Genomic DNA, 24,400 nt, shown 5'->3' with positions numbered 1-24,400 from the left:
AAAGATGTGTGGCTAGTTCGCGTCTTAGCTTGGTGTGGCGCTTACATCTTCTAGGCTAATTTTAGGGGAAAAGGTTGATAAAAATGAGCAGTAGTGAAACTAAAACAGACGTCATTTTAATTGGCGCCGGAATCATGAGTGCGACTTTAGGGACATTCTTGAAAGAATTAGTACCGGAATGGGAAATTAAAGTGTTTGAGAAGCTAGAAAATGCAGGAGAGGAAAGCTCTAACGAATGGAATAATGCGGGAACGGGGCATGCGGCATTGTGCGAGCTTAACTACACGGTCGAAAAACCGGACGGATCTGTAGATATTAGTAAAGCCATAAAAATTAATGAACAATTTCAGGTTTCCATGCAGTTTTGGTCTTATCTTGTAAACAGCAAGCTGATAAAAAATCCGCAGGACTTTATCATGCCATTGCCCCATATGAGTATGGTACAAGGAGATAAAAATGTAACTTTCTTAAAGAATCGTTTTGAAGCGCTGTCAAACAATCCTCTTTTCCAAGGGATGGAGTTTTCTGATGACCCAGCAAAACTGATGGAATGGATTCCGCTAATTATGCAAGACCGTCCATCGAATGAAGCGATAGCGGCAACAAAAATCAACTCTGGAACGGATGTCAACTTTGGTGCTTTAACGCACATGTTGTTTGACCACTTAAAGACTAAAAACGTCGATATCAAATTTAAACATAGTGTTGATAATATGAAACGTACTAGTGATGGCCTATGGGAAGTAAAAGTACGTAATGTTGATAGTGGTAGCGTCGAACGCCATACTGCAAAATTCGTCTTTATCGGAGGCGGGGGAGGAAGTTTGCATTTACTGCAAAAGTCTGGTATTCCTGAAGGGAAACATATTGGCGGATTCCCAGTAAGCGGAATTTTCATGGCGTGTAATAATCCAGAAGTTGTTGCCAAACACCATGCAAAAGTATACGGAAAAGCTAAAGTTGGCGCTCCACCAATGTCTGTTCCGCATCTTGATACACGTTTTATCGACAATAAAAAATCGTTGCTATTTGGACCATTTGCCGGCTTCTCACCAAAGTTTTTAAAAACAGGTTCAATGTTCGATTTAGTAACTTCCATAAAACCGAATAATCTCTTAACTATGTTGGCAGCAGGCGCAAAAGAGATGGCATTGACAAAATACTTGATCCAGCAAGTGATGTTATCGAAAGAACAGCGCATGGAAGAGTTACGAGAGTTTATCCCGACCGCAAGATCTGAGGATTGGGATTTAGTAGTAGCGGGCCAACGTGTACAAGTGATCAAAGATACTGTTGAAGGCGGCAAAGGAACGCTTCAATTCGGTACCGAAGTTATTACTGCAGCCGATGGCTCGATTGCAGCATTACTAGGAGCTTCTCCAGGTGCTTCTACTGCTGTTCACGTTATGCTTGAGGTAATGAATAAATGCTTCCCGCAACATATGCATGAGTGGGAACAAAAAATCAAAGAAATGATTCCTTCTTATGGTGTGTCACTAATGGAGAATCCAGAGCTTTTGCACGAAATTCATACTTCAACAGCAGAAGCGCTTGGTCTACGCGAAAAAGAGCTAGTCTATAGTTAATTCTTTGGATGTAGAAATAAAGGTGTTACATGAACAAGTTTAAGCAACATTTTCATCGATGAAGAGATTGAAAAGGCAAAGATTGAAAAACAGAGATAAAATAATAGAATATCATCGGAAATAAAACACAGAACCTTTGAAATCTATGGATTTAAGGTTCTTTTTTTAGATTCGCAGTTAGAGGCTACAGTGACCCGTACCAAAAGTAAGGGCGAATTTTCTATGATATTCGTAATACTAAGGCTATAAAAGTATAGATTTTAAACAAATAAAAAAACAGCTGCCGTAAATTTCCCGACAGCCGGGGGTAAGGTTATCTTTACCCTTACTTGCCCTTACCTTTACCTTTACCCTTTCCTTTGCCAGTACCACCAGTGCCAGTACCACCAGTGCCAGTGCCACCTTTGCCAGTGCCACCTTTGCCAGTGCCACCAGTGCCAGTACTACCAGTGCCGGTACCTTTTGCTACTGGATTTCGAGTTAAGAATTCATCCAGTCCTGTTTTTTCTGCTTGTTCAATTAATTCTAAAATTTCGGCTCTTCCCATTTATAAAACCACCTTTCGCTAAAACTCCTTAAAATATAAGGTAGTGTATATTATGAAATCTTATTTTATTTGTCCTATGTCTTTGTTCTATTTTATGTATTTTATTTTATTATCAAATGTACTCCCTTCCTCATAAGATGGAATGTAAAAAAGAAGGTATGATGTTATGCAACATAATATTCCTACAATCAGTATTTTTATTGAATCTAGGCACCTTGAAGAACTGGAAGATAACGTTTGGGATGAGGAGTCTCATCCTGCCAGACTAGTAGTAGACAACACTCCATACGATATTGGTATTACTTATCGAGGAGATCACATACGTAATTTCCCAAAGAAATCGTATAGAATCGACTTTGGAACATATAATGAAGAATTTAAAGGGCGCGAAGTTCACCTTAATGCTGAATATCGCGATCCCTCATTAATTCGAAACAAGTTATCCTTTGATTTTTTTCGAAATATTGGGAGTGTTTCTCCTGATTGTAAGCATGTTGTCATCGAACTTAATGGAAAGCCTATGGGCATTTATTTACAGCTTGAATCGGTAGATGAATGGTTTTTGCAAAAAAGACAGCTTTCGTATGGTCCAATCTTTTACGCAACGAATTATCATGCTAATTTTTCCTTATTAACTCCGAAACGTAAACCAAAATCATCTTTGCTATCCGGGTATGACCGGAAATTAGGGAAAGCTGAGGATGACCTTGATTTAGAAATGCTCATATATAAAATTAATACAATTTCAAGGAACGATTTTGGTGAAGAAATTGCAAAAAACATGGATGTAAAAAAATATTTGTTGTGGCTATGTGGTGTGGTTTGTACACAAAACTTTGATGGTTTCATTCACAATTATGCACTATATCGAAATGGTGAAAATGGATTGTTCGAGATGATTCCCTGGGATTATGATGCAACATGGGGCAGGGATTGGGATGGGGAAATGATGGAATACGATTATGTTCCTATAGAAGGCTATAATACACTCACTGCACGTCTTCTTGATGTAAAGGTATTCCGTGATCAATACCGTCTTATCCTTGAAGAAATTTTGGAAACTGCGTTTACAATTGAGGCGTTAGAACCAATCATTACAAATCTGCATAGGCAAGTACGCCCTTATATAACTTTAGATCCATATAAAAAGAAGTCGATCGATATGTTTGATAATGAGCCAGAACTTATCCTACGATATATTTCAAATCGGAATAGATATCTTCGCGAGCATCTGAAGGATTTGACATAAAGGAGGAAATACTGTGGGACCAATCGTTATGAGAAATACGGGGAAGTATGGTCGAGGGATATTTGCGAACCGTAATATTAAGAATGACGAATTAATTGAGGAAGCGCCAGTGATTGTTATTCCTAAAAAAGAATGGAAGGTAATGAGGGATAGTATTCTCCTGAACTATGTTTTCTGGTGGGAAGAGGGTAAAGCTCTCGCTTTAGGATATGGTTCATTATACAATCACTCTTACACTCCTAATGCTGGGTATATAACTAACATTAAAAACCAATCGATAGACTTCTATGCAAGGAAAGATATTCATAAGGGAGAGGAAATAATGATCAATTATAATGGAGACCCAAAGGATCAGTCTCCGTTATGGTTTAAAGTTAGAGAGTGAAATTCGTTGCCTTGCATGTGGGGGAGTTCTCAGGTCCTTTTTTTTGAAATGATGAAAACTAACGTAAGGTTTTGGTAAATGAGATTATTATTGTCTTCGGAATTAAAAAACGATTGATTATAAGAAATTGTCCATGTATGATAACCCTTTTAAATCCCTTTTGATTTCTTATTAGGAAATGATTATGGAAGGGGAGCTTTTTATTACAAATTTGATTCTTGTATCTAATCAAATCCTATATTAGTTGGCTTTTTTTCAGTTTTAGCCATTACGGTGAACCGTATCGAAAGTGATAGTAGACTCTAAAAGGCAAAAATTGATGTTCATAATATAACTATAGAATTTATGTATTTAATCCGAAATTCTCCTTAAAACGATTGCTTTACTACTTAAGAGTAAAGCGTTTTTTTATTCAACTACCATGAAAATAAAATTCTGTAACTTCGAAAAAAGACAATACCAAAGAAGACCCTTCTCATTCGTTAAAAAAATGGAGAGAGTCAGAATTTATTGAGCTATGGATTGACTGGATAAGAACCAGTATGGACCGTTCACAATATTTTCATTCTCTGTAGTGCAGCAGTGGTATTTCCGCTGCATGGCTGGTTAACCGGGTGCTTTATTGAAAAAGCACGACTGTCTTGTCTTTATGATATCCGTTCTTATTGTGCAAGCGAGACAGGTTAATGCAAGAATCCCTAACATTTCACTCTGATTTACTGCATAGTATATTCGAACTGCGTACTAATAAGTTTTTAATAACTACGCACACCAAACTAATTGTACGTACATAACATGCCTAGAAGGTTTGTTTATATCTAATGTAAAGGTGGAAAAAATTTATGGTTTCATATATGGATTACACATCTCCATCAACTCAATACACTTTTGACGTAAATAAAAGTCCCTTGTTCAAAAAAGATAACAACAACTATATTAACGTATTAGGTGTGCAACAGTTGAATACATTGGAAAATGTGTCTCTGCTAGACATTTTCCTAAGTACTAATAATGTCGTAGAACCGCACTATCACCAAAATGCAGCTGAGTTAGTCTATTGTATTTCTGGCGCTGCTACTGTATCGATACTGAACCCATTCACAAAACAACTTCTCAATTACACTATTACACCAGGACAAGTGGCAAACGTTCCACAAGGTTGGTGGCATTATGAAGTAGCTACACTTGATGACACTCATCTTTTGGCAATTTTTGATGCACCAACCCCAGAAGTGATTTTAGGTTCTGACCTCTTAAAATTTACTCCTGCAAACGTCATGTCGGATACTTATTGCATCGATGAAAATCAATGGAAAAAAGCAGTTGCACCAGTTAAACCGACAACGTATATAGGTCCATACACGAATTGCAACAAAGTAAAGGAACATACACCTCATCAATATGTAGATCAACAATATCAACAGCCGCAATATAATATTCCGCAATACCAACAAACTCCTTACGTACCTCAGTATCAGCGATATTGGGGCTAGCAGATAAAAAAACACAACTATTGGCATGGAAAATCCATGTCCTTTTTACTGCACAGTTTGTGTCTGAAGCGTACTGCAAATTACTCTTCATCATTTTCAACTAATATTTTGGCAGCTTCCCACTCTGCACTGCATTCTCCACAAACTGTCATTGATATATGAATCTTAATATTTAGGAATAGAGAGTTTGAAAGCTTTCTATTGAAGGCGGTGTTTGACGAAATCAGAGGACTATCAGAGTGCGTGATTTGACCCTTTGATCTCGACTCCATCTATAATATTTTTGGAAGTAAAATTCAATAAATTATCTTTCTAAAAAGAGAGCCGATAGTTGTATTTTCAAAATAACTATGATAAATTAAATGTGTAATCGGTTACATATGAGGTGAAGCTAAATGGCAACAATAAAGGATGTCGCTAAACAAGCAGGAGTCTCGGTAGCGACTGTTTCAAGAGTGCTAAATAATAATGGGTATGTTCATGAAAATACTAGAAAACTGGTAATCGAAGCCATTGGGCAGCTGAGCTATAAACCGAATGAAGTCGCTCGATCACTTTTTAAAAAGAAATCTAGATTGATTGGTTTATTGCTCCCGGATATTCGAAATCCATTCTTTCCTGAGCTTGCACGAGGGATCGAGGATGAGATACAAGAGCAAGGCTATCAATTAATCATCGGCAATATAGACGAGAAATATCCGAAAGAAATAGATTATATACAAACATTTAAACAAAATAATGTAACAGGTATCATTACGGCAACGAATCTTACAGGTCGTAGCCATTATGATAATCTTTCATCACCGGTGGTTTTCCTTGACAGGACTTTTAATGACCATCCATCTGTCTTTGCAGATGGAATCGAAGGTGGACGAATAGCTGCCTCGGAGTTAGTGAAACGAGGGAGCAAACGGATTACTATTCTTAAAGGACCTGCACAATTACAAACTGCACAAGATCGATTCAACGGAGCAATAGCAGAGCTTCGTGCAGAAAACGTAGATTTTTCTGTGATAGAGACTAGTTCATTTTCTTTTTCAGACGCAGAGATGTGGGCAAAGGAATTATTTGGTAAGTACCCTGATACAGACGGTATACTTGCGAGTAACGATGTGGTTGCAGCTGCGGTTATGCATGAAGCATTACGATTGGGAAAAGCAATCCCAGAGGACTTGCAACTGATCGGATTTGATGACATCCCACTAAGCAGACTGCTATTTCCACCACTCTCTACGATTAGGCAGCCTGCGTATGATATGGGAAAGGAAGCGGCAAAACTGCTTATAAGATTGATCAATAAGGAAACACATTTTGAGAAAAACATCCAAATGCCTGTAATGTTTATCGAAAGGCAGACGACAAGAAAGGTTGAGAAAAATGGTTAAAATAACAGTAATCGGCAGTTCATCGATGGACTTGGTCGTAACAGCGCAGAAACGACCTGATAAAGGAGAAACGATTCTTGGGGAGTCTTTCAAAACAGTACCAGGTGGAAAAGGGGCCAACCAAGCAGTAGCGGCTAGTCGCCTTGGAGCAGAAGTGACAATGATTGGCCGGGTTGGCGATGATGATTTTGGGAAAGAGATTATTAAGAATTTCTCAAAAAACAATGTGCTAACGCAGTGTGTGGAACGGGTTACAGGTATGGAAAGCGGAACCGCTCACATCACGCTTGCTGAGGGAGACAACAGTATTATCGTTGTCAAAGGTGCAAACGACATGGTAACAGCGGAGTATATCGAACAGAAGCTAGAGGTTATTCGAGCATCTGATATCGTTCTTATTCAACAAGAGATTCCAGAAGAAACAGTCGAGTATGTGAGCGAAACATGTCACAGCCTGGGGATTCCACTTCTATTAAATCCTGCGCCTGCGAGACCATTAAGCCAAAATGTCATAGAAAGAGCCACTTATATTACACCGAATGAACTTGAAGCAGCCGTACTATTCGGGAGTGACGATATTCATGCAGCCTTAAAGCAATATCCAAATAAGGTTTTCATCACAGAAGGAAAAAATGGTGTGCGGTATCATGATGGGGAAAAGGAAGTTCTCATTCCATCTTATCAAGTGGAAGTTGTGGATACGACTGGTGCGGGAGATACGTTTAATGCTGCCTTTGCTGTTGCATTAGCAGAAGGCAAAGGGTTTAGTGATAGTGTTCGGTTTGCAAACAGAGCAGCCTCTCTTTCGGTTACGAAGTTTGGCGCTCAAGGTGGCATGCCAACAAGAGCTGCTGTCGAAGGGAGTCTGTAATTTGAAAAAGTCAGGAATTTTAAACAGCCACATTTCAAAGATTTTAAGTGACCTCGGTCATACGGATATGATTGTAATAGCAGACGCCGGCTTGCCGGTTCCAGATGGGGTAGTGAAGGTCGACCTAGCGTTAAAACAGGGGACCCCATCTTTTAAGGAAGTTGTTGATGTGATAAGAGAGGACATGGTCATTGAAAAAGTGATCATGGCCTCTGAAATGGTGGATGGAAATCCAGAAACCTTTGATTATTTGAATAAAACCTTTCATGAAACGAATGTGGAACGGGTTACACATATGGAATTTAAGGTATTAACAAAACAGGCTAAAGTAATCATTCGCACAGGAGAAGTGACGCCATTTGCGAATTGTATTTTACAATCCGGTGTATTTTTCTAAAAAGAGGTGTGGTAAATGAAAATTTCAATGGAAAACATCTATAAAGCATTTGGAACGAATCAAGTTCTTACTGGTGTTGACTTTGAACTTGTTGCTGGAGAAGTTCATGCTCTCATGGGGGAAAATGGCGCTGGAAAATCAACGTTAATGAATGTGTTGACAGGACTTCATTCACTCGATAAAGGTAGCATAATAATTGATGGAAAAGAAACGTATTTTGCTAGCCCGAAAGAAGCCGAGCGAGCTGGAATAACCTTCATTCATCAAGAGTTGAACATTTGGCCCGAAATGACTGTCCTTGATAATTTATTTATTGGCAAGGAATTAAAATCAGCTTTCGGATTACTGAAAACGAAAGAAATGAAAACGTTAGCAAAAGAACAATTTGATAAACTGGCCGTTTCGATTCCATTAGATAAAGAAGCAGGGGCATGTTCCGTTGGCGAGCAGCAAATGATTGAAATTGCAAAAGCGTTAATGACAGATGCCAAAATCATTATTATGGATGAACCGACAGCCGCTTTAACAGAAAGAGAAATCGAAAAACTGTTCCAAGTGATTGCATCATTAAAGAAAGATGGCGTATCAATCGTTTATATTTCCCACAGGATGGAAGAAATTTTCGCTATTTGCGATCGAATTACCGTCATGCGAGACGGTAAAACAGTCGATACGAAAGCGATTCCTGAGACAAGCTTTGATGAGGTTGTAAAGAAAATGGTTGGTAGGGAGCTGACTGATCGTTTTCCCAAACGAGATTCAAAGATTGGCGAAACCGTGTTAGAGGTGAAAGAAATCTCTAAGGCAGGGGTGTTTCAGGATGTTAGCTTTTCCGTTCGATCGGGAGAAATCGTTGGCTTCTCAGGGTTAATGGGAGCAGGTCGTACAGAAATTATGCGTGCGATCTTTGGTCTCGACAAGCTGGATATCGGTGAGATCTGGTTGAATGGTAAAAGAGCGGTCATTAAGAAACCTGAACAGGCCGTACGATTAGGGATTGGTTTTATTACAGAAGATCGGAAAGACGAGGGATTAATCCTTGATTTTTCGATAAAAGAAAACATGGTATTGCCAACTCTGTACAGCTTTGCGCCCAAAGGCATTATTAATGAAAAAAGTGAATTGGATTTTGTTAATATGTTGATCAAGCGGTTAACAGTTAAGACACAGTCTGCAGAAACGAGAGTGGGCAACTTGTCTGGAGGTAATCAGCAAAAAGTCGTCATTGCTAAATGGGTAGGAATTGGTCCGAAAGTGTTAATTTTAGATGAACCGACGAGAGGGGTCGACGTTGGTGCGAAGCGGGAAATTTATCAATTGATGAATGAACTGACAAGCAGAGGCGTTGCGATTATTATGGTTTCCTCTGAATTGCCAGAAGTACTTGGAATGAGCGATCGAATCCTCGTTGTTCATGAAGGTAAAATAAGTGGTGAATTAGCTAGCACAGAAGCTACTCAAGAAAAAATTATGACATTAGCAACAGGAGGACTGGAACATGAAATCAGTGAATGAAGGGACTCAACCCCTGAAAACGAATTATCTTAGTACAATGACGCAAAAATTAGGTCCACTACTTGGATTGCTATTGTTGTTTGTCATTGTTTCGATACTAAATCCAAACTTTCTTGAACCTTTAAACTTATTAAACCTTCTTCGTCAAGTGTCGATCAATGCCTTAATTGCGTTTGGTATGACCTTCGTTATTTTAACAGGTGGCATTGATTTATCAGTCGGCGCGATCCTTGCTCTTTCAAGTGCCTTAACGGCTGGCATGATTGTTTCTGGTATGGATCCAATGATTGCAATCATCATTGGCTGTCTACTTGGTGGAATGATGGGTATGGTCAATGGGTTATTAATCACAAAAGGTAAAATGGCGCCATTTATTGCTACGCTTGCAACGATGACTATCTTTAGGGGATTGACGCTTGTCTACACAGGTGGAAATCCAATTACAGGACTTGGAGAGAATGTCTTATTTCAATTATTCGGTAAAGGCTATTTCTTAGGCATCCCTGTACCTGCAATTACGATGATGGTCACCTTTGCCGTGCTGTATATAATTTTGCATAAAACGCCATTTGGCCGAAAAGCATATGCGATTGGAGGCAATGAAAAAGCTTCTTTAATTTCAGGCATTAAGGTGCCACGAGTAAAAGTCATGATTTACGGACTTTCCGGATTATTAGCAGCACTAGCCGGTGCGATTTTGACATCACGTTTGAATTCTGCCCAGCCAACTGCGGGTACTTCCTATGAACTGGATGCAATTGCAGCAGTCGTTCTTGGTGGGACGAGCTTAACGGGTGGTAAAGGAAGAATATTTGGCACATTGATTGGTGCTTTGATTATTGGGACATTAAATAATGGCTTGAATATGCTTGGGGTTTCATCCTTCTATCAAATGGTTGTTAAAGGGGTCGTCATTATAATCGCAGTATTACTGGATCGTAAGAAAACAGCATAAGGAGTGGTTATTTTGAAAAAATTATTGGTCGTATTTCTATCACTAACACTCTTGCTTTTAAGTGCGTGTTCAATGGAACCGCCTAACTGGGCAAAGCCTGCAAAAAAAGAAAAAACAACTGATATTAAAATAGGACTTTCGATATCGACTTTAAACAATCCGTTTTTCGTATCTTTAAAGGATGGTGTCGTGAAAGAAGCGAAGGCTCTAGGTATGGACGTGAAAGTGGTGGATGCACAAAATGATACTGCCAAGCAAAGCAATGATGTTGAGGATTTAATTCAGCAAGGTGTTGATGTACTGTTGATTAACCCGACTGATTCAGCTGCTATATCATCAGCTGTTCAATCTGCAAATGCAATTGGCATTCCTGTTATCACGCTCGATCGCTCTTCAGATAAAGGCGATGTCGTAACCTTGGTTGCTTCAGATAATAGTAAGGGTGGCGAAATGGCAGCTGAATATATGGTTGAAAAGCTTGGAAAAGATGCTGTAGTAGCGGAACTTGAAGGAGTACCTGGTGCTTCGGCAACTCGAGAAAGAGGGAAGGGATTCCATACGATTGCGGATACGAATCTTCAGGTAATCGCTAAACAATCAGCAGATTTCGACCGGACAAAAGGGTTAACAGTTATGGAAAACATCATTCAAGCAAATCCAACGATAAAAGCTGTGTTTGCACATAATGATGAAATGGCATTAGGTGCCATTGAAGCAATCAATAGTTCAGGTAGAGATATTATGGTGATTGGCTTTGATGGAAATGAAGATGCCCTAAATGCAATTAAAGCAGGAAAGCTTGAGGCAACAGTGGCTCAACAACCAGAATTAATTGGCAAACTTGCAGTTGATGCTGGACGTGATGTGTTAAGTGGAAAAAAAGTTGAGAAAATTATTCCTGCTCCGCTTAAGCTTGTAATAAAAGAATAATATGGTTAAAAGGGTTCTAATGAGTAACGATAGATAGTAAACGCTTTATTCGATTGTAGTTCGCAAAACAATCGAAAGTGTAGAGCGGCTCAACTACTATACTGAAAATGTCCTTGACTCCAACGAAAAAACAGACCCAGGAGTTAACCATACTATAATGAATAGTGGATACTATGTTTAACCTTACATAGACTATCCACTATTTTTTTTCATACTATTATAGATCCTGACTCAATAGTGTTTTAATATAATTGTATCTGGAAATTAATTGATGTATGTTTCGGTAGTATGTTTATTAATCATTACTCTGAGAGGAATTGTATACACATAAATATTTTCACATATTTGTAAAGTTGTACTTATTGCACTAAGGGGGCAGTTTAGTTTAATAATCGCATAAAAATAAAAACAACGAGGAACGAATGTTTCTCGTTGCTTTCTCGTTATTTAGCTAATGTTTTCATTAGTCGTTTTGAAAATTTGACTGATTTAATTTCACTAACAAATGTTGAGCTTAAAAGCAATGTACCACCAAGCATTTGAACCAATGTCATCTGTTCATGCAGTATCATTGCGGAAATCAGTATCGCTACAAAGGGATCTACATAACTTAGCATCGCAATACTTTGTCCTTTTAATCTTTCCATGCCAGAGAAGAATAACCAAAATCCAAACCCTGTATTGACGATCCCTAAAATTAAAATAAATGGAATGGAAGAACTGGATACATCAAAAATACCAAAGCCGGAAGTCAAGAAAACGTATGGCATGAGCAGTAAAGCAGTTATTCCTAGCTGAATGATTGTCAGCTCTAACTTTCCCATATCTTTAATAAATTTATTTAATAGCAATAATGCAGCGTAAAACGCAGCTGCGATTAATCCATAGGAAAGTCCAAGAATATCATCTGTATTAGATGCACTTACGCCTTCACCAACAATTAAAATCATACCAATGATCGCTATACCAATGCAGACAATTTTTTTTATAGATAATTGTTCCTTAAGGACAAATGGAGAAAGAATCATCACAAACACAGGTGCAAAGTAGTAGCCTAGCGTTGCATTGGCAATTGTCGTATGGTCGTAGGATTGGTAAAGAAAAAACCAATTTCCACCCAATGCAATACCAGAAAGAAACAAAATTAAAGCATTCGATTTCACTAAATTCCATGATATTTTTTTCTTCATGCTAAAGAATATTAATGTTAAAAATAAGCATCCTATGAAACTGCTTAGTAAAGCTCTTTCGCTCGAAGAAAGATCAATATATCGAACAACTAAACCTATTGTACCGAAAATGACCATTGATAATATAAACTGAATTTTCGATTTCATTGTTTACTCCTTAGAATCTACGAAACAGCTTATATTTCGCAGATTCTTAATCTATTTTTAATATAAGCGATCACAGACCTCAATAATATGCAAAGGTGGCAATACTTACACCGATTTATGCGGATGCTTCAAATAAAATGAAACTTCAATCGGTGGGGGGGGCTGCCCGTTTAAAAGCGGGATAAAAAAAGAATCCAGCTTGCACCCATCGTACGCCGGAAATCACTAAATACAAAACATGTGATTTGTTTTTCCGAAACTGTACTTTGTGCTTAGAAAGTGCAAGTATTCATATCAGAAAAAAGCTCCTATCAAAGTCCGCAAAAAATGATTTTGTTGCTGTTCAATTTTCACATCCAATTTTTGATTGATCTCGATGCAGTCCTCCATTGAAATTGCTTCATCTGTATTCACTCGTTCAAATGAAATCTGTAACTTTGTCAATGATTCATAGACCATTTCTTGTAGCGGAGACTTATAGCTGTCTGGTGCCTTTTCCATAATATCACTCACAAAAAACATTGTGATATACCTTCTCCTTTCCTACCTTGAATTTTTGATAGTAATAACATATCATGTTGACATATATTACAAAAACGAATGTTTCTCATGATATGTATGAAGAAACCAGATGGGAAAGGAAAAGAGAGATGAATATCCAGAAATATATGGCATTTGTCAAAGCAGTAGAATTTGGTAGCTTCACAAAAGCTGCCGAAGCACTGGACTATACACAGTCAGGAATTAGTCGTATGATTAACGATTTAGAAACGGAATGGGGGGTTTTCCTTTTTGAAAGAGGCCGAGCCGGTATCAGTTTAACCTCTGATGGCTTAAAGTTACTGCCACAATCAAAGCGAATCTGTAATGAGTATGAAATCTTAATGACGCAGATCGAAGACTTACACGATATGCAGTCTGGGATGATTCGTATTGGGACATTTTCCAGCGTAGCAACTCATTGGCTCCCTAACATGATTAGAGTTTTTAAGAAGGACTACCCAAAGATAGATTTTGAACTTTTGCTTGGTGATTATACAGAAATTGAAAGATGGATTTTAGATGGACGTGTTGATTTCGGATTTGTGCGGCTACCGTCAAAAGTAGAACTTGAAACTATCTTTTTGGAGCAAGACCGTTTGCTGGTAGTGATTCCGCAAAATCATCCGCTTGCTAATTGCGAAAAGTTTCCAATCAATGACTTATTGAACAGTCCGTTTATGCTATTGGAAAAGGGGGGGAAAGCAGAAATATCTGAAATTTTTGAGATGCACCATATTTCACCCCAAGTTCAATTTACAACATGGGATGACTATGCAATTATGTCTATGGTGGAAAACGGGCTGGGAATCAGTATATTACCAGAATTGATTTTACAGCGTATTCCTCACAAAATTATAGTGAAAGAGCTAGAAGTTCCTGCTTTTAGAAATATTGGTATTGCTATGAGAGACCAAAAATCACTTTCTCTTGCGTCCAAGAGATTTTTAGAATATTTATCATATAGAAACAGGGAATGAAAAAGTGTGATGGAGAAATCATTTAATCACATTGTTAAAACACCACATCATTTTAATTCTGATTTCTCTTTCCACTTACTTAAACACACATGGTAGTCTGTTTGAAATATCTCAAATCAGTGGTTCGCGCTTATACTTATAAACCTTTTTTTGATGTCCGAACTCTCCAAGGTTATTCATGTTTTTATAAGCCTTTATAAAAAAATCCTGTGCAAGATCTTCTACAATTCCCCAGTCTTTCACATAGGTATAGCAAAAATTAATTAAGTCTTTTGTGGATTTAACAATTAAGTATTCTAACAATTCATCTTTGTCTTGAAGTGAAGATGGGGCTAATTATTTAATGTCTTTGAACTATTACTTATAACTATGTGCCCCTCTTCCTTTATAAATAAGAAGTGTAATTATAGTTGTCCTCCCTATGACTCGCTTTTCCCGGAGGAGTCTCACGCCTTCAGCTCCAATCAACAAAGAGCTTTAACATAGCCATATAAAAAGTAAGCACTGAGTAAATAAAGTGCTTACTTAATCATTAAGAAGATATCGTCTCTTTATTTAATTCATGGTGTAGGACTTCCCCAATACGTTTTATCCCTTCAATGATTTGTTCTTCAGGTGTATTCGAGTAATTTAGTCGTAAAGCGTTCTTTTGTGTACCATTTGGAAAAAATGGAATGCCAGGAACAATAGCCACATTATTTTTCAAGCACTCCACAAAGAGTTTACTTGAATCAACAGAAGCAGGAAGCTCTACCCAAATAAATAACCCGCCTTCTGGCTTGCTGTAGGAGATATCTTTAGGGAAAAATTGATCGATGCAGGCAAGCATCGTTGTGCATCTTTCTTTGTATACAGCTTTAATTTTTTCAATATGATCCTCTATATCATAAAGTTCCATATATTTAGCCGTGATCCGCTGTGCAAAGCTGTCAGAGTGTAAGTCTGCTGTCTGCTTAAATGCCACGTATTTTTCAATAAATACTTCATCCGCACAAATCCAGCCAAGCCGAAGTCCCGGTGTGAAGATTTTCGAAAAGGTGCTCAGATAAATGACTCGGCCTTCTGTATCAAAATGTTTTACTGGCGGAAGGGGAGTTCCAGAAAATCGGACCGCTCCGTATGGATTATCTTCCACAATCAAAATGTCATATTGGCTGGCGAGCTCAATCATTCTTTTTCTTCTTTCAAGTTTGAGCGTTCGGCCTGTCGGGTTTTGAAAATCGGGAATGGTATAAATAAATTTAGCCTGGGGATTCTCCTGAAGCTGTTTCTCCAGTGCTTCCATCATCATGCCGTCTTCATCCATCTCTACTTCTACAAAGTTGGCATTGTATACTTTAAAGGCATTGATCGCAGCCAGGTATGTGGGGCTTTCGCAAATGATAGTATCCCCTTCGTCAAGAAAGAGCTTTCCCGTCAGGTCAATCGCCTGCTGGGAGCCGGATGTAACCATTACTTGCTGCAGGTCCGCTTGAATACCGATTGCATTCATACGCATGATGATCGCATGCCTAAGGGGAATATATCCTTCTGTTATGCTATATTGAAGGGAAGAGGGACCGTCTTCTTTCAAAACTGCCTCACATGCTACGCTCAGCTCCTCGACTGGAAACAGTTCTGGAGCCGGAAGACCTCCTGCAAAAGAAATTACTTCGGGCCGTTCTGTGACCTTTAAGATTTCACGCGTTTCAGAAGATTTAACCAAACTAGCTCTCTTTGCAAATTTATTGTGCATGTTAGATGCTCCTTTTAATTTAATGTATCCACGTACGACATCCTACCGCTAATTTGAATCATCATAACACGCACAAAAAGGCCATACAATATTATAATTGTATGGCAAACAATATTTATTTCACATTTCAAAATATTTCAATTAGTTTTTTTAGTATAATCAGCGCTTTTTCAAGTTCCTCTCTCGTTTCTGGAGCACAAATCCCCAAACGCACGGCATTTGCTGGTGCGACATTACCTACCGCGAATCGCCCTCCACTATAAACTTGTACGCCTTGTGCTGCGGCTATTTGTTCAAATTGGTCACCTGTATAATGAATCGGCAGACGTAACCAACGAAAAATTCCTGTTGTTTCACCTAAACAGTTCTCCTTTAAATAATGATCGACCAATTGATTGCGAGCTTTTGTTTCCTCTTTATGAAGTGCAACAATGTGTTCAAATTGATTCGATACAATTATTCGTGCTGTTAACTCCGCAAGTAGTGGCGATACGGAAATATTTAAGTTATAAAGAGCTTTTCGAGTAGAATCCAGGAATTTGAAAGGAACTGCCACATAAGCAAGACGGAGTCCAGGTGCCATCGATTTCGATAAACTCGCTATATAAATCGTATGCTCAGGTGCATATGTCGCTAGAGCGGGCAACACTTTTTCTTGGATTAAATGATACGTTCCATCTTCAATAATAAATAAATTATACTTTATGGCAATCTCAGCAATAGCCTTACGAATTTCAACGCTCATCGTATAAGTCATCGGATTTTGGTAATCCGGAATAATATATAATCCGTTAATATTTTCATTTTTACATGCATAAAGAAGCGCTTCCGGACTCATTTCATCTGCTTCTGACCGAATCGGTACAAGCTTAATCCCAAGCATCGCGGCTACTGTCTTTAAGCCTGGGTATGTATGGTGATCTACACCAATTCGATCTCCATGCTGACAAAGGCTCGCAAGTGTTGCTGCGATGGCATTTTGTCCGCCATTAGCAAATAAGATATGTTCTCTAGTCGTTTCAAAACCAGCAAATTTCATTAACTTGACGGCTGCATCTTTTTGCCAAATCGAATCACCCGGCCGGCTGTACCCAAACCATTTCGTACAATCTTCTTCTTGTAACATTGCTTGCAATAAGTCATGTAACGGTCCATACGACACACGATCCGGTAATATTGCTCCCATTTCAATTAAATGCTTTGGCTTTTCTTCTGCAAGCAAATAAGCGTTCGAAATCGCATCATACGAAACATAAGTGCCACTACCAATGGTCGAGCTAATCAGTCCTTTTAACTCAGATAATTTAAATGATTTTGAGATTGTACTTAGATTCACATCCAAATAGTCTGCTAACTCTCTTTGCGGTGGAAGTTTTGTGCCTGGAACTAAGCGTCCCTCTTTAATGTCACATTCTAACTGCTTAGCTAATGCCTGATAAATCGGTCTATCTTCTCGATTTAATGTCGGCTTCCATGTCATTGGATAATCTTCAAATGAATTAATAGGCACAATCCTCATCCTTTTTTCACACAATTATAGAATTGTATGGCAACAAATTCAAATCCATAAATTCCTTTAACATTTTTCACTAGTATTTTCACTAACGGGGCTTTAACACAATAAGAAGTAAAATTAAAGAGCCTAAATATGCAAGGTTTTATGCACTTCTTGTATATTTAGGCTCTTTTTCCATTCATAAAACATACTGCCATAAACAGCATTTCTTGATTGCCAAATACAATATAATATGAAAAATAAAGCAAATATTAAAAGATCTATAATTGTGTTTAAGAAAGGAAGGATGATTTATGGAACGAAGAATCGACATATTTTTCACAGAAGGAATTTCGATTAAATATTCGGTTATTGATAAATGGGAACCCATATTTGTCATGCACGGGTGCAGTCAAATTGTAATAAAGAATTTGGGTATTGAGGCATTAGTAGAGAATGGTTTCTCAGTAATCACCCCTTCAAGAGCTGGACATGGGGGACATCTAAAGAAATTGGAAAAAGCCTTTCGATAGCGTGTGAGTATTATTAGAGATTAATATACCATTAAAACATTAAAAAGTTTACTTACTATTTTTGCTGGAGGGCCTAGTGAAATTTATTTGCCTCAAAATAAATCCGTATGAATCTTCTAATTATTTATTTTGTAGTCTGACTAAAGTCAGGTATAATGAATTCTGTATCTTCGAGATATAATTTATAATGTGGGGGATTCATATGCCTGTTATTACAAAACAAACTTCCAAGGTAAAGCTATGGAGCCGTTCTTTTATTTTTGTCATGTTGGCCAATGCTTTATTATTTGGGGCGTTCGAGATGTTACTTCCGACCTTGCCTCTATTTGTTTCACGTATTGGTGGAGATGCTACACAAATTGGATTAGTGACAGGAATATTTGTGTTTTCAGCGATTCTCATTCGGCCTTTTGCAGGTGTTCTAGCTACCAAAATGGATAAAAAATATTTATTAATTATCGGCATCGCAATATGTGCTCTATCTTCTGGGGTATACTACCTTTCGTCAGGTGTTGGGATGATGATTTTTGTCCGAGTGATTCATGGTTTTGGTTTTGGCTTAGCTACTACCTATTTTACGACCATCGCAGCTGAAAATATTCCTGAGGATCGTCGAGGAGAAGGTATGGGGTATTTCGGTGTGGGAGAGACGATGGCTATGTCGATTGGACCGTTAATGGGGGTTAGTATCCTAGGTAACGATCATTTCGGGAGTTTATTTATGAGTTGTACGGCATTCATTTTACTGGCCCTATTAACAACGATTTTCATTTCTCGAAAACCTAACATGGCAAATGAATTAAGAACGGTAGAAGTTCCAACCACTACAGTCAAGTTGATCGAAAAACGTGTGCTATTTCCATCGATTCTCATTTTTATGACAGGAATAAGCTCTGGTGGAATCATGTCATTCACTACTTTATACGCAATCGATAAAGGATTTGAAAATGTCGCATGGTTTTTCTTCATTGTAGCAATTGCAGGTCTTCTTGTAAGGTTGGTTTCTGGTAAAATGTTTGACAACCTAGGACCTGCTTATGTATTAATCCCTGCTGGAGTGATTAGCATTGCTGGTTTTGTTGTCCTTATCGCGGCCCAAAATGAGATTGGGTTTCTCTTGGCTGGTTTTCTATATGGGATGGGATTCGGAGCCATTTTTCCTGCTCTTCAAACTGTATGCTTGAACCTAGTGGAAGAACATGACCATGAAAATGCGATCGGATCCTTTTTTAATTTTTATGATTTAGGAATCGGCGGAGGCTCTATTTTACTTGGTACGGTGGCAAAAACCTTTTCCTATGAGGCTGTATTCTATGTAGCGATCATTACTTATGTCTTATATTTACTCCTATATCTTATTCATGCTGCTTTCGTTTTACAAATGAAAAAGAAGAGAGCATTAGCCTAGAATTATGACTCTCTCCCATTTTATCCCGGTTTAACAGGCTGTAAAACCCCCACCTCAATTTTTGTGAGAGAATCAAGAAATAAATAGGTGGGGGATAAACAGCCTGTAAATCCCCGATTGGTTCAACTAACCATCAGTGGGGGATGCCCCCACTGATGGAAGTTTCACTTTATTTTGACTTATGGAGGTAAAAAGATGAGCAAAGAACAGATAAAAAAGATAGCGATTAAACATTTTAACCAATATGGATATGAGGGAACGAAGATGGCCCAAATTGCGGAAGAAACCGGGATTCGGAAGCAATCTCTTTCCTATCACTATTCAACCAAAAAGGAACTCTTTTTGGAAGTTTATCAAGATGTTGTACAAGAAGAACGATTGTTTGTTCAGAGCTATTTTAAAGATCATGCAGAAGAACCTCTCGAACATCAGTTGTATAACTTTTTAACGGAACATAAAAATCGTTTTTTAACGAATCCCAATGCTTCATTTATGCTTGTTTTGTCATCTTTTACGCCATTGGAGGTTTATGACTATGTCATCTCCCAATTCCGTTTATATTTGGCCATTCTGAAAGAAGAGGTTGCAGTTTGCTTTTCTAAGCATACCTGTCGTCTAAGTCCTGAAGAATGTGCGATGGCGTATGCCACGCTATTAGACGGTCTCGATGTCCAGTTATTATATGAAAACAGTCAGGCATATGAAAAAGTACAACAGATTACTTGGAATATTTTCTGGGCTGGTGTTCAAGGGTAAAGGGAGACTTCCTTGAGTGGGGGCTTACTGCCTGTTAAGAGTGGGATAAAAAGTTGGACAGATCCATTCATTGATAGAAATGGTTGTGGCTTTAAAATAAAGTTCGATAATTTGTAAAAAAGTTTGATTAAAATTCCTGTATTGATGACCAACGACGGCACACCCGTTACTTCAGTGATGGGTTAGGGCGTTTTTTTGAGTTTATTTAAAATAAAATGAAAAATTGAAGACAAACAAATGTTCCTTTTGCTATAATTTAACTATATTAATCTTACAGGAAGTGTTGTTATGGTGCGTAAAACAGTAGAACAAGGTAATAAGGAACTAGCGGAAGAAGGACTTCGATTACATCATTATGGTTTAAAGCTCCGTTCTATGGCAACACCTAAACAATTAGAAAAAATGGTTCAATTCGCGGGTTGTGCTCGATTTACATACAATTTTTATTTAAACGAAAAACAAGAAATTTATCGCGATACTGGAAAAACCCTCAATTATGGCGAATTCAAAAAATCATTTAATTGTCTGAAAGACCACCCGGAGTTTCTTTGGTTAAAACAACCTGATAAGTTTGTTTTAGAGTGTGCAATGGAACAAGTGGACGATGCATTCGACCGTTTCTTTAAAGGTCAAAATAGATATTCTACATTCAAATCAAAGCATAATGCTAAACAAAGTTTTTCTACCAAAGAAACGAATGGAAATATAAAATTAGATGTGGAAGCGCAGAAAATAAAGCTCCCTAAAATTGGTTGGGTTAAGGTTAAATTTTCAAAGAAACAACGTAAGTTGTTTCAAGAAAATGAATTTAACGGACAAATTAAAGGGGCGACTGTTTCCATTCATAGTAGTGGACAAGTCCATATTTCACTAAAAATCGAAGAGATTATTCCATTGAAAAAAGAAGTCGATTGGTCTTCTATTCCTGATGAACAAATCATCGGTGGTGATTTGGGATTAACCCATTTTTTAATTGACTCAAATGGTAATAAAATCGATAATCCGCGTTATTTGAAGAAATATTTATATAAGTTAGCAAAATTTCAACGTCAATTAAAAAATAAGAAAAAAGGCTCTTCGAATTATAAAAAATTACAAAAGAAAATTGCCAAACTACACTTAAAAATCAGTAATACCCGAAAGGATTTTTTGCATAAACAATCTCGTAAACTCGTTAACGAAAACCAAGTTATCATTTTAGAAGATTTAAATGTAAAGGGTCTGATTAAAAACAAAAAGCTAGCTCGTAGTATTGCTGATGTGAGTTGGTCAACGTTCGTAACTTTTGTTTCTTACAAAGCTGCTTGGGATCATAAAAAAGTCATTCTAATTGACCGTTTCTTTGCTTCTTCAAAGCAATGCAATGGTTGCAAAGAGAAAAACATACTTTTATCCCTTTCTGACCGCATTTGGGTATGCCCAAATTGCGGTACAGAACATGACCGTGATAAAAATGCAGCAAAAAATATAAAAGAAGAAGGCATTCGCATGTTACTAAGCCTTTCAAAATCGGCTTAAATTTAACATATGTATGTATTTTTTACCGCAGGAACTGCGGGGTGTGCCTGTCAGCATTATGTTTGCTGTTTGCTTAGTTTCATTAAGCAACGGAGAGAGTGTAAGATGTTCTGTAATGGAATGCTGTTCTCGATGAAGCAGGAATTTTACGATTATTTTTAGGTTAAATGCGAGTATCTTCCGGTCTGAATGACTTCTAGAAACTCGCAACTTTAGTCGTGAGAGGTTCATAGTATTAATATTATAAGATGTAAGTTTATGCTTTTTATGTAATAATTATATTGTAGAGATGTAAATTTACAATTCATACATAGTGGAAGTGGGGATCATAATGGCAACGGGAACACATACAGTAGAAATTCCAATAGATGTACAAGCAGTTTGGGAATATGTCAGTGATCTTGAAAAATGGGCAACAACAGTACCAGCCTATAAAGAACATGAAATCATAAATGACAATCAATCTATTTGGACATTTGAAGGTAGTGTGAAAGGTATTAAAAAAACAATACAAGCACAGGTAGATATTACCGAATGGCATGAACCTTCAAATATTAAGTTTGAACTAAAAGGTTTATCAGATAATTTTACAGGAAGCGGTCACTTTACTGCAGAAGATGTTAATGGTAAAACAACAATGACTTGTACCGTGGAAGTCCATGCAGGCGGATTATCGGGTGCGGTGTTAACCCCAATTATTAAATGGGCTGTTCCAAAAGTAGCATCTCGTTTAACAGAATCTATCGCACGTAAAATTGCAGTATTCTCATAGTTTTTAAGGATTGAAAGTCGCTTCATTTTGGAGATACATCCTCTGAAGCAAAGATGGTAACCAATGTAATGATAAAGAGTTTCACTAGAAATTTTATAATTAGCGGAAAGGGGGCTGTCCAAAAATGGACGGCCTCTTTTTTCGTTGTGTCACCCATATACTCATGCTAATTCAAATAATTGATGATGGTGATTTTACAATTGGCAGAGTCTTTATTGGTTTTTACCAATGGTTTTACTTGCTCCCTTTAATCATTCAGCGAAGAAATAAAATGAAATCATATAAAGGTTTTCGACTTCTACGTTAAATATTGGACTTATTACTAAAATACGTTTGGTACACATTTTACTTAAATTAATGGGAGATTTAGTGAAAGTAGATTTAAGTTGTTTTAAAAGATCTCATCATATTTTAGTTATTCCATTAAAGGGCGCGATTGTTGAGCACACAGGTAGACAATGATCAAACTTTTTTATAAACCAACAATGGTATGACTTGGCGAAAGTCTCTAACCCAAAAATGCATCTCCCACTTTTAAAAGAGTAGACATATGAGTCTTTCATACGTCTACTCTTTTGCCGCTCTTAAACGCCGTTGCGGTCATTCCTTTTACTTCCTTAAATACTTTACAGAAATAATTATAGCTGCTAAATCCTACCATATAGCTAATATCCGTGATTGATGATTGTCCCTGTTCAATGAGAAAGACTGCTTCATCGATTCTTTTCTTCTGAATATAATCAATGACCGTCATATTCATCTCATCTTTAAATTTCTTTGCTATATAGGTCCGATTAAACCCAAGCTCATTTGCTACTGATTGTAGATTGATCGGTTCACTAAAATGAAGATTGAGATACATGAGCACCTGTTTGACCACCGAACTATGTCCTTTCATCGCAAAGCTTCTCACAGCATTACAATATTCTTCTGTCATAGCCACTTCCAACAGATCTATTTCAGATATGGTGATGGTTTCCTCAATCTTTATGGCAAACAGTTCTGAAATTCCATGCAAATATTGTGGAGCTACGCCACCCTTATTGGCTGCCAACCGAAGCATGCTACTGTAGCTGAAAGCAATGTTTTTTCTTGCTCGTAAAGGATTTCCAGGCACCCTGTATAAGAAATCTCCCGAAAATTCTACGAATGTTTCCAGTGCCTTTTCTGTATTCCCTACCTCAATAAAGTGTAAAAGTTTTTTCTCAATCTCATATCTTAGTTTAATATCAAAATCATCTTCATCAAATTCTTGTGGTTGAAGCTCTTTAGGATTGTCTCCTTCATTGCTTACCATTGTGATGATTTGAGATTTTATAGGAGGATGTCCATAGATATTCACTAAAACATCTCCTAAAGCTAAGTATGATTCTCCTATATAGGCAATGGATTTATAATAGCTTTCTAAAGATTTGAACGAACTACTTTCCAAATGGTTTTCCTTGATTACACGCCAAATGAAAGAATCTGTTACCCGTTCTTTTAAAAAAGGACCTACTATGACCATCCCTTTATCCGTTTCATGGGTGATAAGAGCTATGGCGAAATAGGAAAGGGAAAAGGAATCTGTTTGAAAACAAAAACTATGTTTCTTTGCCTTCATCAGTGCTTTTTGAAAATGAGCATACATCCCCTTCCTTGTTTCTGTCATGATGAGGGGTTCTGTGTCATCTGAGATGTGTAGAATGGTTCTGAATTGTTCATCTATGACTTCAACATCCATTTTAAAAGCACTTTTGATCATCCAACACTTTTCCGTTAATTCATTTAGTAAGTTCTCCATCGTTTCCCCTTTATCTAAACTCTCATTTCATTATCACACCATCTTAACGTTCAAATTATTTATTGTATATATCGATAAGTATGACAAGTGTGGTTTTTTATTTTGTAAGCGGGAACATTATAGATTCGATTTTTCATAATAACCAACAATAGTAGATGTGAAAACGCTTTTATCGTATTATGATGTACCCATATTAAATATTTTAATCTCATTTTTTTAGGAGGAAATCC

23 protein-coding genes are annotated in these 24,400 nt (G+C 37.5%); 16 read left to right on the top strand and 7 right to left on the bottom strand.

What is annotated here, in order from left to right; genetic code table 11:
* Positions 1 to 83: 83 nt before the first annotated feature.
* Positions 84 to 1,586, top strand: a complete 1,503-nt coding sequence (locus AC1MGI_RS01585) for a malate:quinone oxidoreductase (RefSeq protein ID WP_403067891.1) — start codon at positions 84 to 86, stop codon at positions 1,584 to 1,586.
* A gap of 325 nt (positions 1,587 to 1,911) precedes the next feature.
* On the opposite strand, the gene AC1MGI_RS01580 is transcribed toward AC1MGI_RS01585, so the two are convergent.
* On the bottom strand, positions 1,912 to 2,133 hold the full coding sequence (locus tag AC1MGI_RS01580; RefSeq protein ID WP_480348025.1) for a hypothetical protein: 222 nt from the start codon (positions 2,131 to 2,133) through the stop codon (positions 1,912 to 1,914).
* Between the two features lie 166 nt (positions 2,134 to 2,299).
* On the opposite strand from AC1MGI_RS01580, the gene AC1MGI_RS01575 reads away from it, so the two are divergent.
* The 9 genes from AC1MGI_RS01575 (at position 2,300) to rbsB (ending at position 11,313) form a co-directional block, all read left to right on the top strand.
* A complete protein-coding gene (locus AC1MGI_RS01575; RefSeq protein ID WP_480348023.1) occupies positions 2,300 to 3,382 on the top strand; it encodes a CotH kinase family protein in 1,083 nt (360 codons plus the stop codon).
* 13 nt (positions 3,383 to 3,395) lie between these two features.
* The gene (locus AC1MGI_RS01570; protein WP_253722299.1) at positions 3,396 to 3,767 is read left to right on the top strand and encodes an SET domain-containing protein; all 372 of its coding nucleotides are present in this window, start codon (positions 3,396 to 3,398) and stop codon (positions 3,765 to 3,767) included.
* 842 nt (positions 3,768 to 4,609) lie between these two features.
* Positions 4,610 to 5,260 carry a cupin domain-containing protein gene (locus AC1MGI_RS01565; RefSeq protein ID WP_480348020.1) on the top strand — a complete coding sequence of 217 codons (651 nt, stop codon included), beginning with the start codon at positions 4,610 to 4,612 and terminating at the stop codon, positions 5,258 to 5,260.
* Positions 5,261 to 5,655: 395 nt separating this feature from the next.
* Positions 5,656 to 6,645, top strand: coding sequence for a LacI family DNA-binding transcriptional regulator (locus tag AC1MGI_RS01560; protein ID WP_062175733.1), 990 nt, complete (start codon positions 5,656 to 5,658; stop codon positions 6,643 to 6,645).
* Complete coding sequence (gene rbsK, locus AC1MGI_RS01555; RefSeq protein WP_480348019.1) at positions 6,638 to 7,516, top strand: ribokinase; 879 nt, start codon at positions 6,638 to 6,640, stop codon at positions 7,514 to 7,516. Before AC1MGI_RS01560 ends, rbsK begins: the two co-directional genes overlap by 8 nt.
* Position 7,517: 1 nt before the next feature.
* Positions 7,518 to 7,913: a D-ribose pyranase gene (gene rbsD, locus AC1MGI_RS01550; RefSeq protein ID WP_062175737.1), complete on the top strand. Its 396-nt coding sequence runs from the start codon at positions 7,518 to 7,520 to the stop codon at positions 7,911 to 7,913.
* 15 nt (positions 7,914 to 7,928) lie between these two features.
* On the top strand, positions 7,929 to 9,428 hold the full coding sequence (locus AC1MGI_RS01545; protein ID WP_480348018.1) for a sugar ABC transporter ATP-binding protein: 1,500 nt from the start codon (positions 7,929 to 7,931) through the stop codon (positions 9,426 to 9,428).
* Positions 9,412 to 10,383: an ABC transporter permease subunit gene (locus tag AC1MGI_RS01540; RefSeq protein ID WP_062175741.1), complete on the top strand. Its 972-nt coding sequence runs from the start codon at positions 9,412 to 9,414 to the stop codon at positions 10,381 to 10,383. The genes AC1MGI_RS01545 and AC1MGI_RS01540 overlap by 17 nt, the downstream gene beginning before the upstream one ends.
* A 12-nt stretch (positions 10,384 to 10,395) precedes the next feature.
* Positions 10,396 to 11,313, top strand: coding sequence for a ribose ABC transporter substrate-binding protein RbsB (gene rbsB / locus AC1MGI_RS01535; RefSeq protein ID WP_480348017.1), 918 nt, complete (start codon positions 10,396 to 10,398; stop codon positions 11,311 to 11,313).
* A gap of 443 nt (positions 11,314 to 11,756) precedes the next feature.
* Here the strand turns inward: rbsB and AC1MGI_RS01530 are convergent, their stop codons facing one another.
* Together AC1MGI_RS01530 and AC1MGI_RS01525 are read right to left on the bottom strand one after the other, a co-directional pair.
* Positions 11,757 to 12,650 (bottom strand): DMT family transporter, encoded by an 894-nt coding sequence (locus AC1MGI_RS01530; RefSeq protein ID WP_480348016.1) that lies wholly within the window; start codon positions 12,648 to 12,650, stop codon positions 11,757 to 11,759.
* 294 nt (positions 12,651 to 12,944) lie between these two features.
* Positions 12,945 to 13,172, bottom strand: coding sequence for a hypothetical protein (locus tag AC1MGI_RS01525; RefSeq protein ID WP_480348014.1), 228 nt, complete (start codon positions 13,170 to 13,172; stop codon positions 12,945 to 12,947).
* A gap of 128 nt (positions 13,173 to 13,300) precedes the next feature.
* Here AC1MGI_RS01525 and AC1MGI_RS01520 point away from each other — a divergent pair, with 128 nt between their 5' ends.
* Entirely contained in the window at positions 13,301 to 14,170 is an 870-nt protein-coding gene (locus AC1MGI_RS01520) for a LysR family transcriptional regulator (protein WP_480348012.1), read from the top strand.
* A 111-nt stretch (positions 14,171 to 14,281) separates the two neighbouring features.
* Here AC1MGI_RS01520 and AC1MGI_RS01515 read toward each other — a convergent pair whose 3' ends face one another.
* The 3 genes from AC1MGI_RS01515 to AC1MGI_RS01505 form a co-directional block, all read right to left on the bottom strand.
* Positions 14,282 to 14,413, bottom strand: a complete 132-nt coding sequence (locus AC1MGI_RS01515; protein WP_480349672.1) for a hypothetical protein — start codon at positions 14,411 to 14,413, stop codon at positions 14,282 to 14,284.
* 289 nt (positions 14,414 to 14,702) lie between these two features.
* Positions 14,703 to 15,905: an aminotransferase-like domain-containing protein gene (locus AC1MGI_RS01510; protein WP_480348011.1), complete on the bottom strand. Its 1,203-nt coding sequence runs from the start codon at positions 15,903 to 15,905 to the stop codon at positions 14,703 to 14,705.
* A gap of 127 nt (positions 15,906 to 16,032) precedes the next feature.
* Positions 16,033 to 17,415: an aminotransferase-like domain-containing protein gene (locus tag AC1MGI_RS01505; RefSeq protein WP_480348010.1), complete on the bottom strand. Its 1,383-nt coding sequence runs from the start codon at positions 17,413 to 17,415 to the stop codon at positions 16,033 to 16,035.
* 299 nt (positions 17,416 to 17,714) lie between these two features.
* Here AC1MGI_RS01505 and AC1MGI_RS01500 point away from each other — a divergent pair, with 299 nt between their 5' ends.
* From AC1MGI_RS01500 to AC1MGI_RS01480, 5 genes are all read left to right on the top strand, one after another.
* The gene (locus tag AC1MGI_RS01500) at positions 17,715 to 17,933 is read left to right on the top strand and encodes a hypothetical protein (protein WP_480348009.1); all 219 of its coding nucleotides are present in this window, start codon (positions 17,715 to 17,717) and stop codon (positions 17,931 to 17,933) included.
* 202 nt (positions 17,934 to 18,135) lie between these two features.
* Positions 18,136 to 19,341, top strand: a complete 1,206-nt coding sequence (locus AC1MGI_RS01495; RefSeq protein WP_480348008.1) for an MFS transporter — start codon at positions 18,136 to 18,138, stop codon at positions 19,339 to 19,341.
* Positions 19,342 to 19,536: 195 nt separating this feature from the next.
* Positions 19,537 to 20,097, top strand: a complete 561-nt coding sequence (locus tag AC1MGI_RS01490) for a TetR/AcrR family transcriptional regulator (RefSeq protein ID WP_480348007.1) — start codon at positions 19,537 to 19,539, stop codon at positions 20,095 to 20,097.
* 288 nt (positions 20,098 to 20,385) lie between these two features.
* A complete protein-coding gene (locus AC1MGI_RS01485) occupies positions 20,386 to 21,615 on the top strand; it encodes an RNA-guided endonuclease TnpB family protein (protein WP_480348006.1) in 1,230 nt (409 codons plus the stop codon).
* 331 nt (positions 21,616 to 21,946) lie between these two features.
* Positions 21,947 to 22,387 carry an SRPBCC family protein gene (locus AC1MGI_RS01480; protein ID WP_480348005.1) on the top strand — a complete coding sequence of 147 codons (441 nt, stop codon included), beginning with the start codon at positions 21,947 to 21,949 and terminating at the stop codon, positions 22,385 to 22,387.
* Between the two features lie 559 nt (positions 22,388 to 22,946).
* On the opposite strand, the gene AC1MGI_RS01475 is transcribed toward AC1MGI_RS01480, so the two are convergent.
* Positions 22,947 to 24,170, bottom strand: a complete 1,224-nt coding sequence (locus tag AC1MGI_RS01475; RefSeq protein ID WP_480348004.1) for a helix-turn-helix transcriptional regulator — start codon at positions 24,168 to 24,170, stop codon at positions 22,947 to 22,949.
* Between the last annotated feature and the right edge of the window lie 230 nt (positions 24,171 to 24,400).

The organism is Peribacillus sp. BM1 (assembly GCF_056679975.1).
This window is presented reverse-complemented; position numbering and strand designations above follow the sequence as displayed.

Excerpts from the sequence above, each read along its gene's own strand:
- AC1MGI_RS01500 (WP_480348009.1), top strand. The coding sequence starts at position 17,715 with ATGGAACGAAGAATCGACATATTTTTCACAGAAGGAATTTCGATTAAA.
- AC1MGI_RS01485 (WP_480348006.1), top strand. The coding sequence starts at position 20,386 with ATGGTGCGTAAAACAGTAGAACAAGGTAATAAGGAACTAGCGGAAGAA.
- AC1MGI_RS01520 (WP_480348012.1), top strand. The coding sequence starts at position 13,301 with ATGAATATCCAGAAATATATGGCATTTGTCAAAGCAGTAGAATTTGGT.
- AC1MGI_RS01560 (WP_062175733.1), top strand. The coding sequence starts at position 5,656 with ATGGCAACAATAAAGGATGTCGCTAAACAAGCAGGAGTCTCGGTAGCG.
- AC1MGI_RS01495 (WP_480348008.1), top strand. The coding sequence starts at position 18,136 with ATGCCTGTTATTACAAAACAAACTTCCAAGGTAAAGCTATGGAGCCGT.
- AC1MGI_RS01540 (WP_062175741.1), top strand. The coding sequence starts at position 9,412 with ATGAAATCAGTGAATGAAGGGACTCAACCCCTGAAAACGAATTATCTT.
- AC1MGI_RS01490 (WP_480348007.1), top strand. The coding sequence starts at position 19,537 with ATGAGCAAAGAACAGATAAAAAAGATAGCGATTAAACATTTTAACCAA.
- rbsK (WP_480348019.1), top strand. The coding sequence starts at position 6,638 with ATGGTTAAAATAACAGTAATCGGCAGTTCATCGATGGACTTGGTCGTA.
- AC1MGI_RS01475 (WP_480348004.1), bottom strand. The coding sequence starts at position 24,170 with ATGGAGAACTTACTAAATGAATTAACGGAAAAGTGTTGGATGATCAAA.
- AC1MGI_RS01585 (WP_403067891.1), top strand. The coding sequence starts at position 84 with ATGAGCAGTAGTGAAACTAAAACAGACGTCATTTTAATTGGCGCCGGA.
- AC1MGI_RS01545 (WP_480348018.1), top strand. The coding sequence starts at position 7,929 with ATGAAAATTTCAATGGAAAACATCTATAAAGCATTTGGAACGAATCAA.
- AC1MGI_RS01565 (WP_480348020.1), top strand. The coding sequence starts at position 4,610 with ATGGTTTCATATATGGATTACACATCTCCATCAACTCAATACACTTTT.
- AC1MGI_RS01530 (WP_480348016.1), bottom strand. The coding sequence starts at position 12,650 with ATGAAATCGAAAATTCAGTTTATATTATCAATGGTCATTTTCGGTACA.
- AC1MGI_RS01510 (WP_480348011.1), bottom strand. The coding sequence starts at position 15,905 with ATGCACAATAAATTTGCAAAGAGAGCTAGTTTGGTTAAATCTTCTGAA.
- AC1MGI_RS01575 (WP_480348023.1), top strand. The coding sequence starts at position 2,300 with ATGCAACATAATATTCCTACAATCAGTATTTTTATTGAATCTAGGCAC.
- AC1MGI_RS01525 (WP_480348014.1), bottom strand. The coding sequence starts at position 13,172 with ATGTTTTTTGTGAGTGATATTATGGAAAAGGCACCAGACAGCTATAAG.
- AC1MGI_RS01580 (WP_480348025.1), bottom strand. The coding sequence starts at position 2,133 with ATGGGAAGAGCCGAAATTTTAGAATTAATTGAACAAGCAGAAAAAACA.
- AC1MGI_RS01480 (WP_480348005.1), top strand. The coding sequence starts at position 21,947 with ATGGCAACGGGAACACATACAGTAGAAATTCCAATAGATGTACAAGCA.